The following is a 12,272-nucleotide window of genomic DNA, read 5'->3' on the forward strand; positions in this document are numbered from 1 at the left end:
CAGCAGCGCCCCGGCCTGGACGAAGCGCAGCGGCAGGCCCTCGGACTCGAACCACAGGTCCGCCGCCCAGTCCGCCTCCTCGTCCGTCAGCGGCCGGTCGACGCAGAGCTCAAGGAGCTCCAGGCAGGCGGTGCGGTCGAGGCCGCCGAGGAAGACCTCTTCGACGTGCGAGTCGGGAGAGGGCGCGGCGACGTCGGGGGTGGCGGCGAAGAGGAAGGCGCACTCGGGGGTGGCGTCGAGGAGCTCGTCCAGCGCGGCGCCGCCGAATTCGAGGTCGTCCAGGACGACGACGGCGCCGATGCCGCGCACGAGGGAGAGCAGCCCGGCCCGGTCGGGGCGGTGCAGCGGCGCGTGGTGGACGGCGGCGAAGAGGTCGTACAGGACGTCGGTGACGGTGCGGTGGTGGCCGGTGAGGCGGACGACGCCGTCGGGGGCGAGGCGGGCGCAGTCGTCGGCGACGGCGTCCAGCAGGGCGCTGCGGCCGGAGCCCGAGGGGCCGGTCAGCCGGACGGAGCGGCCGCGCGAGAGCAGCCGGGAGAGGCGCTCGCGCTCCTCCTGGCGGTGCAGCAGGGGCAGCTCGGGGCCGGCCTGGCGGGCGGGCGGCGGGGGCGCGGCGGCGCGGAGCAGCTCGGCGCGCTCCTCGGGGGTGTGTCTGCCGGGGGGCGGGGGCACCTCGGCGGGCAGGCAGGGCTCGATCTCGCTGCCGTCGACGGGGTTGACGGTGAGGGCGTAGTCACCCGCGACGAGCCGGACGACGCGGGCGAGCCCGGGGGCCTCCCCGGCCTCGGCGGCCGGGAGGTCGCGCGGGCCGCCGCCCTCGGCGGACTCGTGTGCGCCCTCGCCGAATTCCTCGGGTCGGTTCGTCGGGTCCATGGTGAAAGCCCCCCAAATGCGTGGCGTGCCGTCCTGCCCTTCCGGCCTGCCGCACTCCTCAACCCTCGGCCGGGCATACCGGCCGGCGCTTCATCGGTGCCCGCCGTGGGCTCTGTTATGCGGCCTTTCGCGGCGGGAAAACCGAACCTCAGACCTGGGCACAGTATCCATGAAGCGACGGGGGCCCCGCTGCCCGGGGCATGTCACAGTCTCATGAGAATCGGAAAGAAGGGGACGCATGCGGACGCGGGTGCCTCTATGGCAACTCCGTTCACACGCGGGGGAGGGACTCGCCCGCCTCGACGCCGATTGCGCCCTCGATGGCGAGGATGCGGTGCAGCCGGGTGGCGACGAGCAGCCGCTGCATCCGGTCGGGCACGCCGCGCAGGACGAGGCGGCGGCCGGAGCGGCCGGCGCGGCGGTGGGCGCCCATGATGACGCCGAGGCCGGTGGCGTCCCAGGAGTCCAGCTCGGTGAGGTCGAGGACGAGGTCGCCGCGGCCGGAGTCGAGGGCGGAGTGCAGGACCGTACGGGCGTCCGCCGCGCTGCGGACGTCGAGGCGGCCCCCGACGACCAGTTCGGCGTGGTCGCCCCTGATGTGCATATGCGCTCCCGGAGTGATGCCCGATGGTGCGTGATGACGGTGTGACTCTGCAGCCCCGTGCGGTTCTCAAGACTCTGTGGTTACAAAGAACTGACTGCCTCTCACACGACAAGGTTGCCGCCTGTTGGCGAACCGATACCTAATTCACCCTGGAGGGTGAATTAGGTATCGGTTACCCGGCCGGAGCCGATTCAGTGCTGGTAAAAGCCCTGACCGCTCTTACGGCCCAGGTCGCCCGCGTCGACCATGCGGCGCATGATCTCCGGCGGCGCGAACTTCTCGTCCTGGCACTCGGTGTAGATGTTCCCCGTGGCGTGCATCAGGATGTCGATGCCGGTCAGGTCCGCCGTGGCCAGCGGGCCCATCGCGTGGCCGAAGCCCAGCTTGCAGGCGATGTCGATGTCCTCGGCGCTGGCCACGCCCGACTCGTACAGCTTGGCGGCCTCGACGACGAGGGCCGAGATCAGCCGGGTGGTGACGAAGCCGGCGACGTCGCGGTTGACGACGATGCAGGTCTTGCCGACGCCCTCGGCGAACTCACGGGCCTTGGCCAGCGTCTCGTCGCTGGTCTTGTAGCCGCGGACCAGCTCGCACAGCTGCATCATCGGCACCGGCGAGAAGAAGTGGGCGCCGACGACGCGCTCGGGGCGCTGTGTGGCCGCCGCGATCTTGGTGATCGGGATGGCGGAGGTGTTCGAGGCGAGGACGGTCTCGTCCTTCACCAGGCCGTCCAGGGTGCGGAAGATGTCCCGCTTGGTGTCGATGTCCTCGAAGACCGCCTCGACGACGATGTCCGCGTCGGCGGCCGCGTCCAGGTCCGTCGTGGTGGTGATGCGGGCGAGGGCCTCCTCGGCCGCGGCGGCCTCCAGCTTGCCCTTGGAGACGAACTTGTCGTACGAGGCCTTGATGCCGTCCGTGCCGCGCTGCAGCGCCGCGTCGGTGACGTCCCGCAGCACGACGTCCCACCCGGCCTGGGCGGAGACCTGCGCGATCCCGGACCCCATCAGTCCGGCCCCGATGACGGCGAGCTTCTTGGCCACGGCTGTCCCCTTACTCCCTGTGCACATAGCTGTTCTCAACGCACTCTCCGCCGGACCTTAGCGCCCGTCGCGGCGCGGTTGGGCGGTTAGAGATGCGCGTCACGTCCCACATGACGGACATCACATCGAGACGCCCACTGGCCGGTTCCCACACTGCAGTTGGGCCCCTCCAGCCTCAGACGTCACAGGGGTGGCACGGTGCGCGTCGGCCTCGGCAGGCCCCCGCCGCGTGGCTAGGCTCGTACCCATGGTCAACCTGACGCGCATTTACACCCGCACCGGTGATAAGGGCACCACCGCCCTCGGCGACATGAGCCGCACCGTGAAGACCGACACCCGCATCGCCGCCTACGCCGACGCCAACGAGGCCAACGCCGCGATCGGGGTGGCGATCGCGCTCGGGCAGCTGCCCGAGGAGATCGTGAAGGTGCTCGTCCGCATCCAGAACGACCTCTTCGACGTCGGCGCCGACCTGGCCACGCCCGTCGCCGAGAACCCCAAGTACCCGCCGCTGCGCGTGGAGCAGTCCTACATCGACAAGCTGGAGGCGGACTGCGACCGCTTCCTGGAGGACCTGGAGAAGCTCCGCAGCTTCATCCTTCCCGGCGGCACGCCCGGGGCGGCGCTCCTGCACCAGGCCTGCACGGTCGTGCGCCGCGCGGAGCGCTCCACCTGGGCGGCGATGGAACTCCACGCGGACATCATGAACCCCCTGACGGCCACCTACCTCAACCGCCTCTCCGACCTCCTGTTCATCCTGGCGAGGACGGCGAACAAGGAGGTCGGGGACGTCCTGTGGGTCCCCGGCGAGAACCGCTGACACGCGGCGCGGAGCGACCAGGCCCGGCTGGGGGCCCGGGGGTCATCCCCCGGGCAAATGCAGCATCCTGGCGAGGACGGCGAACAAGCAGGTCGGGGACGTCCTGTGGGTCCCCGGCGAGAACCGCTGACACGCAGCGCGGAGCGACCCCGCCCGGCTGGGGGCCCGGGGGCCACCCCCCGGGAAAATGCAGCATCCTGGCGAGGACGGCGAACAAGGAGGTCGGGGACGTCCTGTGGGTCCCCGGCGAGAACCGCTGACACGCGGCGCGGAGCGACCCCGCCCGGCTGGGGGCCCGGGGGTCACCCCCCGGGGAAATGCAGCATCCTGGCGAGGACGGCGAACAAGCAGGTCGGGGACGTCCTGTGGGTCCCGGGCGGGAACCGCTGACACGCGGCGCGACCGGGACCCGGGGAGGAGTCAGCGCTTCAGCTGCTCCGTGGCCGGGGCCCGCTTCTCCTCCGCGGCCGGCGCCTGCTTCGGCCAGAGTGTGTAGCTCGCCGCGATGGCCAGGTTAATTCCGGCCACGATGAGCATCTTCGTCTGCCATGCCCGCAGCGAGCTGGTGTCGCCCGAGTCCCCGACGTACCAGACCGCCGCCTGCAGCAGGCCGAGGGCGACCGCGCAGGACAGGATCCAGCGGGCGGCGGTCTTCCACTCGTGGACGGTGCGGGCGGTGCCGTACTTCGGCGGCTTCACCGGCGGCGGGCCACCCGCGAAGCGGTGGGCGAAGCGGGCGTCGACCCACTTGATCGTGGCGTGGCCGAGGCCGACGGAGTAACCGATGTAGACGGCGGCCAGGCCGTGCCTCATGCCGGCCTGCGCCCCGTTCTTCAGGTCGACCGCGGTGGCGACGAGCAGGATCAGCTCCAGCACGGGCTCCAGCAGCAGCACGGCGACCCCCGCCCGCGGCATCTTCGCCAGGTACCGCAGGCTCAGGCCGCCGGCCAGCAGCACCCAGAAGCCGACCTCGCAGACGACGATCAGCGTGACGATCACGGTTGTCTCCCTTCCCTCCCTTCCAGGCTCCCTGCCGTGACCAGCGGTTTCGTCGTCGCGTACGACGATTCCGGACTGCATCCTTCGATGTAGTGCGCGGCCCGCCGCACCCTCCCGCAGCGCGTCCTCGCGGGCCCCGCCGCATGCTGTGATGTACGCATGCCCGACCGCCCCCTGCGCCTGCCCCGCCGCCCCGACCGCGACGCCGTCCTGATCGCGGCCACAGGTCTGCTGGGTGGCCTGGCGCTGTGGTTCCTGGGCCTGCACAACAACCCGCCGCTGGTCGCGCTGCCCGGCTGGCTGTCGCTGGTCGCGCTGGGCGTCATGTGCGGCGCCGAGCTGCTGCGGCGCAGCGCCCCGCTGACGGCGCTGACCGTCGGCACGCTCACGCTCGCCCTCGACATCTGCACGGGCTCGCTCGTCGCGACGATCGCGATGTACACGGACGTCGTCTACGCGGCGGTGCTCTACGGCCGCCCGTCCGTCGCCTGGCGCATCCCCCGCATCGCCGAGGTGCTGACGGTGCTGGGAACGCTGCTGGCCGTGGCGCTGATCCGCACACCGGAGGCGCTGCTGATCGGCTTCGGCTTCGGGGTGCTGGTCATCGCGCCGGCGTGGACCGGCGCGGGCATCCGCCGGCACCGCGACGCCGCGCGCGCGGCCCGCCTGGAGGCCGAGCGGACGGCGCTGCTGGCGGAGATGGACCGCCGCGAGGCGGTGGGCGCCGAGCGCGCCCGGATGGCGCGCGAGCTGCACGACATGGTCGCGGGCCACTTGTCGGCGATCGCGATCCACTCCACGGCGGCGCTGTCGATCGGGGAGGCGAAGGCGTCGGAGGAGGCGCTCGCCGTGATCCGGGAGAACAGCGTGCAGGGCCTGGCCGAAATGCGCCGGCTCATCGGGCTGCTGCGGCAGGCGGGCGGCGAGGAGGAGCCCGCGGCCTCGCCCCGCCTCGACGGTGTGGACGCGCTCCTCGCCCACGCCCGCAAGGCCGTCCGCGACGACCGCTTCCGCTTCGTCCTGGACGACGGGCGGGGGCCGGTGCCGCTCCCGGCGCCGACGGAGCTCGCGGCGTACCGCATCGTCCAGGAGTCGCTGACCAACGCGGTCAAGCACGCGGCGCCGGGCGAGGTGACGGTGCGTCTGGCGCGCGAGGACCGCAGGTGGCTGGCGGTGGAGGTGACGAGCGCCTACGGCGCGGGGCCGGGGCCGCGGGCGCCGGGTTCCGGGGCGGGACTGGTCGGCATGGGCGAGCGGGTGGCCCTGCTGGACGGGGAGTTCGAGGCGGGCCCGGTGGCGGGCCCGGACGGCAAGTGCTGGCGCGTACGGGCGGTGCTGCCCGTACCGGAGGAAGGAACACCGTGACCACCACACCCCCCGCGGACACCCCCGGGATCCGCGTCCTGGTCGCCGAGGACCAGGCGTCCGTACGCTCCGGGCTGGTGCTGATCCTGCGCTCGGCGCCGGGCGTCGAGGTCGTCGGGGAGGCGGCCGACGGCGAGGAGGCCGTCCGGCTGGCCCGCGAACTGCGCCCGGACCTGGTGCTGATGGATGTGCAGATGCCGCGCCTGGACGGTGTTTCGGCCACCCGGCAGGTGGTCGCCGAGCAGCTCGCCGACGTCCTGGTGCTGACCACGTTCGACCTGGACGAGTACGTCTTCGGGGCGCTGCGCGCGGGCGCGGCGGGCTTTCTGCTCAAGGACAGCGACGCCGCCGGTCTCATCGCGGCGGTGCGGACGGTGGCGGCCGGCGAGGGGCTGATCTCCCCGGCGGTGACGCGCCGCCTGATCGCGGAGTTCGCGCGCCCTGCGCAGGGCCGGATGCCGGGCGCCGAGGAGCCCGCGGCGCTGGAGACGCTGACCCGCCGCGAGCGCGAGGTGCTGGCGGCGCTGGGCGAGGGGCTGTCGAACGCGGAGATCGCGGGCCGGCTGGGCATGGCGGAGGCGACGGTGAAGACGCACGTCAGCAGGTTGCTGAACAAGCTGGAGCTGCGCAGCAGGGTGCAAGCGGCGGTGCTGGCCCGGGAGTTGGGATTGGTCCAGTCCTCTTGACCATTGGTACGGACCTTCTTACGCTCCCCGAGCAGCTGTGCACCCCCCACCTGTCCGCACCTCTCTCCGAGGAGCACCCCCTTGAGCACAGGAACCTCAGGAAGCATCGGCCGCACCTTACGAAGAGCGGTGGCCGCCCTGGCCGCGCTCGCACTGCCCGCCACCGCGCTCGTCGGCCTGGCGGCCGCCCCGGCCCACGCGGCGCCGTCCGCGACGGCGGCATTCGTCAAGACCTCCGACTGGGGAACGGGCTTCCAGGCGGAGTGGACGGTCAAGAACACCGGCACCACGGCCATCACCGCCTGGACCGTCGAGTGGGACTTCCCCTCCACCACCACGGTCGGGGCCTATTGGGACGCCCTGCTCACGAGCTCGGGCTCCCACTACACCGCCAAGAACCGCGAGTACAACGGCACCATCGCCCCCGGCGCGAGCGTCACCTTCGGCTTCGTCGGCTCCGGTGACGGCGCCCCCGCGGGCTGCCGCCTCGACGGCGGGCCCTGCGACGGCTCCTCCGCCGACACCCCGCCCAGCGCCCCCGGGCAGCCCTCCTCCACCGGCGTCACGGCCGACAGCATCGCGCTGACCTGGGCCGCCGCCACGGACGACAAGGCCGTCAAGAACTACGACGTCTACCGCGGCGACAGCGTCGTCGGCACGGTCTCCGGCACCGCCTTCACCGACACCGGCCTCAGCGCCGACACCGACTACACGTACAAGGTCGTCGCCCGCGACTCGGCCGGCCAGACCGGCCCGGCGAGCCCGTCCGCCACCCTGCGCACGGGCAGCGGCGGCGGCAGCGACAAACCGCCCTCCGCCCCCGGCACCCCTCAGGCGACCGCGGTCACGGACACCTCCGTCGCCCTCAAGTGGCCCGCCGCCACCGACGACAAGGGCATCAAGAACTACGACGTCTACCGCGGCACCGCGAAGGTCGCCACGGTCGGCAAGCTCGCCCACACCGACACCGGCCTCACCGCGGGTACCGACTACACCTACACCGTGGTCGCCCGGGACTCCGCGGGCCAGACCGGCAAGGCCAGCGCGCCGCTGACCGTGCGCACCACGGGCGGCGGTCAGCCGCAGCCCGGCGCGGGATACGCCAAGGTGGGCTACTTCGTGCAGTGGGGCATCTACGGCCGCGGCTACACCGTGAAGTCCCTGGAGACCACGGGCGCCGCCGCCAAGCTCACCCACATCAACTACTCCTTCTCCAACATCCACCCCACTGACCTCACCTGCCTCAATGGGGTCACCAAGGCCACCACCCCCAACCCTCAGGACCCCGGCCAGGGCGACGGCGCGGGCGACTCCTGGGCCGACTACGAGAAGGGCTTCGGCGCGGGCGAATCCGTCGACGGCGTCGGCGACACCTGGGACCAGAAGCTGGCCGGCAACTTCAACCAGCTGAAGAAGCTCAAGGCCAAGCACCCCGGCCTCAAGATCAATATGTCCATCGGCGGCTGGACCTACAGCAAGTACTTCTCGGACGTCGCCAGGACGGACGCCTCCCGGCAGAAGTTCGTCAAGTCCTGCATCGACATGTACATCAAGGGCGACCTGCCGGTGACCAACGGCCGTGGCGGCCCGGGCGTCGCCGCCGGGATCTTCGACGGCTTCGACATCGACTGGGAGTGGCCCGGCGCCGAGGGCCACGCCGGCAACCACGTCTCCAAGGACGACAAGGCCAACAACACCCTGCTCTTCGCCGAGTTCCGCCGCCAGCTCGACGCCCTGAGCTCGACGACGGGCAGGAAGTACCTGCTCACGGCCTTCACCCCGGCCGACCCGGCGAAGATCGACGCGGGCTGGGACATCACCACCAAGGACGGCACGCCCAGCGTCTTCGACTACATGGACTTCGCCAACGTCCAGGGCTACGACTTCCACGGCTCCGGCAGCGACAACAGCTGGGAGCCCAAGCGCACCGGCCACCAGGGGAACCTCTACCAGGACGCCAAAGACCCGTACACGACGAAGTTCAGCGTCGACAAGACCGTCCGGACCTACCTCGACGCCGGGGTCGATCCGAAGAAGGTCGTGCTCGGGCTGGCCTTCTACGGCCGCGGCTGGCAACAGGTCGCCGACGGCGGCGAGCGCGGCGTCTGGCAGACGGCGAACGGGGCGGCCCCCGGCCAGTTCCCGGAGGAGTCGGGGACGCGCGGCTACGACAACCTGATCGCGTCCGTCGCGGGCCTCACCGTCCACCACGACGAACAGTCGGTCGCCACGTACGGCTACACCGGCGACAACGGGCAGTGGTGGACGTTCGACGACGTCTGGTCGATCAACAAGAAGACGGCCTGGCTCAAGCCGAAGGGCCTGGGCGGCGTGATGATCTGGGAGATGTCGGGTGACAGCGGAACGCTGATGACCGCGGTCGACAACGGCTTGCGCTCCTGACGGGCAAAGCGCCGGCCGGGCCGGATACCAGCCCGGCCGGCGCTTGAGGCCACAGGAAGCTAAGCCACATTCACCCGCTGGCCGGGAGGGGCCGCCTCCAGCCACGCAAGGAAACCGGTCAGCGCGTCTTCGCTCATCGCCAGCTCCAGGCGCGTTCCCTGGTGCACACAGATCAGCACGACCGCGTCGGACAGCAGCGCGAGCTCCTCGTCCCCCTGCGGGGCCCGCCGCTCCAGCACCTCGATGGAGGCGCGCTCCAGCAGCCTCCGGGGCCGTGGCGCGTACGAGAAGACCCGGAACCACTCGATCCGGTCACTGTTGTAGCGGGCGACGCCGTACACCCAGCCCTTGCCGTCCGGCGTGGGGTCCTTCTCGGGGACGTTCCAGCGCAGACTGCAGTCGAACGTACCGCCGGAACGCTGGATCAGGCGCCTCCGCAGCCCGAAGACGAAGAGCCCCACCAGCACCAGCAGGACGACGACGCCGCTCACGAGCAGAGCGAGGACCATCTCCACCGACCTCCTCGCAACATCTAGAGCAACGGGCTTGTATTGCCTCAGCCGCGGACCGCCCTGGAGTGTTCCAGTGCGGTCCGCGGCTGAGGGACGAACTCAGTGGGCCGTGGGCTAGTGAACGCCCGCGACCGCACGCAGCCGGACGTCGGCGCGCCGCTCGGCGGCGGCGTCCGCCGCCGACTTGGCGCGCTCGAGCGCCCGCTCCGCACGCTTGACGTCGATCTCGTCGGCAAGCTCCGCGATCTCGGCGAGCAGCGAGAGCTTGTCGTCCGCGAACGAGATGAACCCACCGTGCACCGCGGCGACGACGTTGCCGTCGGCGGTCCTGATGGTCACCGGGCCGGACTCCAGCACACCGAGCAGCGGCTGGTGGCCGGGCATGACGCCGATGTCGCCCGATGTGGTACGCGCGATGACCAGAGTGGCCTCGCCGGACCAGACGCTTCGGTCCGCCGCGACCAGCTCGACGTGCAGCTCAGCAGCCAACGTGGCTCCTCGGGTCTTCACCTGCCGGGCACGGCAGGTGTTGGGTCAAAGAATAGGGGACGTGGCTGCCGGGGGCGGGAGCGCCCCGCCCCCGGCAGCTGGTGAGCACGGGGCTCAGGAGACGCCCAGCTCCTTGGCGTTCTTCTTCAGGTCCTCGAGACCACCGCACATGAAGAAGGCCTGCTCGGGGAAGTGGTCGTACTCACCGTCGCAGATGGCGTTGAACGCCGCGATGGACTCGTCCAGCGGGACGTCGGAGCCGTCGACACCGGTGAACTGCTTCGCCGCGTGGGTGTTCTGCGACAGGAAGCGCTCGACACGACGGGCGCGGTGGACAACGAGCTTGTCCTCCTCGCCGAGCTCGTCGATACCGAGGATCGCGATGATGTCCTGGAGGTCCTTGTACTTCTGCAGGATCCCCTTGACGCGCGTGGCGGTCTCGTAGTGGTCCTGCGCGATGTAGCGCGGGTCCAGGATGCGGGACGTCGAGTCCAGCGGGTCCACCGCCGGGTAGATGCCCTTCTCCGAGATCGGACGCGACAGAACGGTCGTGGCGTCCAGGTGGGCGAAGGTCGTCGCCGGGGCCGGGTCGGTCAGGTCGTCCGCGGGGACGTAGATCGCCTGCATCGAGGTGATCGAGTGACCACGGGTCGAGGTGATGCGCTCCTGGAGGATGCCCATCTCGTCCGCGAGGTTCGGCTGGTAACCCACCGCGGAGGGCATGCGGCCCAGCAGGGTGGAGACCTCGGAACCGGCCTGGGTGAAGCGGAAGATGTTGTCGATGAAGAACAGCACGTCCTGCTTCTGCACATCGCGGAAGTACTCCGCCATGGTCAGACCGGCCAGGGCGACGCGCAGACGGGTGCCCGGGGGCTCGTCCATCTGACCGAAGACCAGCGCGGTCTTGTCGAGAACGCCGGCCTCCTCCATCTCGACCATGAGGTCGTTGCCCTCACGGGTGCGCTCACCGACACCGGCGAAGACGGAAACGCCCTCGTGCAGCTTGGCCACACGCATGATCATTTCCTGGATCAGCACGGTCTTGCCGACACCGGCACCACCGAACAGACCGATCTTGCCGCCCTTGACGTACGGGGTCAGCAGGTCGACGACCTTCAGGCCGGTCTCGAACATCTCGGTCTTGGACTCGAGCTGGTCGAAGGCCGGGGCCTTGCGGTGGATCGTCCAGCGCTCGGCGTCGGCGACCGTGGACGGGTCCTCGTTGAGGACCTGGCCCAGGGTGTTGAACACCTTGCCCTTGGTCACGTCACCGACGGGGACGCTGATGCCCGTGCCGGTGTTGGTCACCGTGGCCTGGCGGACCAGGCCGTCGGTGGGCTGCATCGAGATGGAGCGGACCAGGCCCTCGCCCAGGTGCTGGGCGACCTCGAGGGTCAGGGTCTTGCGACCGCCCTCCTCGGCCGGGTCGTCGACCTCGACGTGCAGAGCGTTGTAGATCTCCGGCATCGCGTCGACGGGGAACTCCACGTCGACGACGGGGCCGATGACCCGCGCGACGCGGCCCGTGGCGGCGGCCGTCTCAACAGTGGTCGTCATTAGTTGTCACTCCCCGCGGTCGCGTCGGCCAGAGCGCTGGCGCCACCGACGATCTCGCTGATTTCCTGGGTGATGTCGGCCTGTCGGGCCGCATTGGCAAGCCGCGTGAACGACTTGATGAGCTCTTCTGCATTGTCGGTGGCGGACTTCATCGCACGACGACGGGCGGCGTGCTCGGAAGCCGCTGCCTGCAGCAGCGCGTTGTAGATCCGGGACTCCACGTACCGCGGCAGCAGTGCGTCGAGGACCCCTTCGGCCGACGGCTCGAAGTCGAACAGCGGCAGGATCCGGCCCGGCGCAGCAGTCTCCTGCTCCTCCGGGGCCTTCTCCAGGCTCAGCGGCAGCAGACGGTTGCCGACCGGCGTCTGCGTCATCATCGAGACGAACTCGGTGAAGACGATGTGCAGCTCGTCCACGCCGCCCTCGGCCGTGTCCTGCTGAACGGCCTCGATCAGCGGACCCGCGATGCGCTTGGCGTCGGCGTAGGTCGGGCTGTCGGTGAAGCCGGTCCAGGACTCCGCCACCGGGCGCTCGCGGAAGCCGTAGTACGCGACGCCCTTGCGGCCGACGATGTACGTGACGACGTCCTTGCCCTCGGCCTTGAGCCGCTCGGTGAGCCGCTCGGCCGCCTTGATGGCGTTCGAGGAGTAGCCGCCGGCCAGACCGCGGTCGCTCGTGACGAGCAGCACCGCGGCCCGGACCGGGTTCTCCGCCTCGGTGGTCAGGGCGTGCTTGGTGGTGGAGCCGGTGGCAACCGCGGTCACTGCCCGGGTGAGCTCACCGGCGTACGGAGTCGATGCGGCCACCTGGCGCTGTGCCTTGACGATGCGCGAGGCGGCGATCATCTCCATCGCCTTGGTGATCTTCTTGGTCGCAGTGACGGACTTGATCCGTCGCTTGTAGACCCGGAGCTGGGCACCCATG

Annotated in this window: 11 protein-coding genes and 1 pseudogene; 4 read left to right on the forward strand and 8 right to left on the reverse strand. The window is 70.8% G+C overall.

Annotated elements, in window-relative coordinates; translation table 11 throughout:
- The 3 genes and pseudogenes from V7793_RS12530 to V7793_RS12540 all read right to left on the reverse strand — a co-directional run.
- Window positions 1-873 (reverse strand): annotated as a pseudogene (locus V7793_RS12530) (ATP-binding protein); the annotation flags it as partial.
- A gap of 271 nt (window positions 874-1,144) precedes the next feature.
- The gene (locus tag V7793_RS12535; protein WP_336005727.1) at window positions 1,145-1,477 is read right to left on the reverse strand and encodes an STAS domain-containing protein; all 333 of its coding nucleotides are present in this window, start codon (window positions 1,475-1,477) and stop codon (window positions 1,145-1,147) included.
- A gap of 191 nt (window positions 1,478-1,668) precedes the next feature.
- Entirely contained in the window at window positions 1,669-2,517 is an 849-nt protein-coding gene (locus V7793_RS12540; protein WP_336005730.1) for a 3-hydroxyacyl-CoA dehydrogenase family protein, read from the reverse strand.
- A 247-nt stretch (window positions 2,518-2,764) separates the two neighbouring features.
- Here V7793_RS12540 and V7793_RS12545 point away from each other — a divergent pair, with 247 nt between their 5' ends.
- Window positions 2,765-3,337, forward strand: coding sequence for a cob(I)yrinic acid a,c-diamide adenosyltransferase (locus V7793_RS12545; protein WP_336005733.1), 573 nt, complete (start codon window positions 2,765-2,767; stop codon window positions 3,335-3,337).
- Between the two features lie 420 nt (window positions 3,338-3,757).
- Here V7793_RS12545 and V7793_RS12550 read toward each other — a convergent pair whose 3' ends face one another.
- Window positions 3,758-4,336 carry a hypothetical protein gene (locus V7793_RS12550; protein ID WP_336005735.1) on the reverse strand — a complete coding sequence of 193 codons (579 nt, stop codon included), beginning with the start codon at window positions 4,334-4,336 and terminating at the stop codon, window positions 3,758-3,760.
- Between the two features lie 159 nt (window positions 4,337-4,495).
- Here V7793_RS12550 and V7793_RS12555 point away from each other — a divergent pair, with 159 nt between their 5' ends.
- From V7793_RS12555 to V7793_RS12565, 3 genes are all read left to right on the forward strand, one after another.
- A complete protein-coding gene (locus V7793_RS12555) occupies window positions 4,496-5,701 on the forward strand; it encodes a sensor histidine kinase (protein ID WP_336005738.1) in 1,206 nt (401 codons plus the stop codon).
- Window positions 5,698-6,387 carry a response regulator transcription factor gene (locus V7793_RS12560; RefSeq protein WP_336005740.1) on the forward strand — a complete coding sequence of 230 codons (690 nt, stop codon included), beginning with the start codon at window positions 5,698-5,700 and terminating at the stop codon, window positions 6,385-6,387. Before V7793_RS12555 ends, V7793_RS12560 begins: the two co-directional genes overlap by 4 nt.
- Window positions 6,388-6,468: 81 nt before the next feature.
- Window positions 6,469-8,790 (forward strand): glycoside hydrolase family 18 chitinase, encoded by a 2,322-nt coding sequence (locus V7793_RS12565; protein WP_336005743.1) that lies wholly within the window; start codon window positions 6,469-6,471, stop codon window positions 8,788-8,790.
- 59 nt (window positions 8,791-8,849) lie between these two features.
- On the opposite strand, the gene V7793_RS12570 is transcribed toward V7793_RS12565, so the two are convergent.
- The 4 genes from V7793_RS12570 to V7793_RS12585 form a co-directional block, all read right to left on the reverse strand.
- Entirely contained in the window at window positions 8,850-9,299 is a 450-nt protein-coding gene (locus V7793_RS12570) for a DUF2550 domain-containing protein (RefSeq protein WP_336005744.1), read from the reverse strand.
- Between the two features lie 117 nt (window positions 9,300-9,416).
- Window positions 9,417-9,791 carry a F0F1 ATP synthase subunit epsilon gene (locus V7793_RS12575; RefSeq protein ID WP_058046298.1) on the reverse strand — a complete coding sequence of 125 codons (375 nt, stop codon included), beginning with the start codon at window positions 9,789-9,791 and terminating at the stop codon, window positions 9,417-9,419.
- A gap of 114 nt (window positions 9,792-9,905) precedes the next feature.
- The gene (atpD, locus tag V7793_RS12580) at window positions 9,906-11,348 is read right to left on the reverse strand and encodes a F0F1 ATP synthase subunit beta (RefSeq protein ID WP_336005748.1); all 1,443 of its coding nucleotides are present in this window, start codon (window positions 11,346-11,348) and stop codon (window positions 9,906-9,908) included.
- Complete coding sequence (locus tag V7793_RS12585) at window positions 11,348-12,271, reverse strand: F0F1 ATP synthase subunit gamma (protein WP_336005750.1); 924 nt, start codon at window positions 12,269-12,271, stop codon at window positions 11,348-11,350. The genes atpD and V7793_RS12585 overlap by 1 nt, the downstream gene beginning before the upstream one ends.
- Window position 12,272 lies beyond the last annotated feature (1 nt).

The organism is Streptomyces sp. KLMMK, assembly GCF_036961605.1.
In the GTDB taxonomy this organism is placed as follows: Bacteria; Actinomycetota; Actinomycetes; order Streptomycetales; family Streptomycetaceae; genus Streptomyces; species Streptomyces telluris.

Coding starts and splice junctions, on each gene's coding strand:
- V7793_RS12535 (WP_336005727.1), bottom strand. CDS start 1,477: ATGCACATCAGGGGCGACCACGCCGAACTGGTCGTCGGGGGCCGCCTC.
- V7793_RS12545 (WP_336005733.1), top strand. CDS start 2,765: ATGGTCAACCTGACGCGCATTTACACCCGCACCGGTGATAAGGGCACC.
- V7793_RS12555 (WP_336005738.1), top strand. CDS start 4,496: ATGCCCGACCGCCCCCTGCGCCTGCCCCGCCGCCCCGACCGCGACGCC.
- V7793_RS12570 (WP_336005744.1), bottom strand. CDS start 9,299: ATGGTCCTCGCTCTGCTCGTGAGCGGCGTCGTCGTCCTGCTGGTGCTG.
- atpD (WP_336005748.1), bottom strand. CDS start 11,348: ATGACGACCACTGTTGAGACGGCCGCCGCCACGGGCCGCGTCGCGCGG.
- V7793_RS12585 (WP_336005750.1), bottom strand. CDS start 12,271: ATGGGTGCCCAGCTCCGGGTCTACAAGCGACGGATCAAGTCCGTCACT.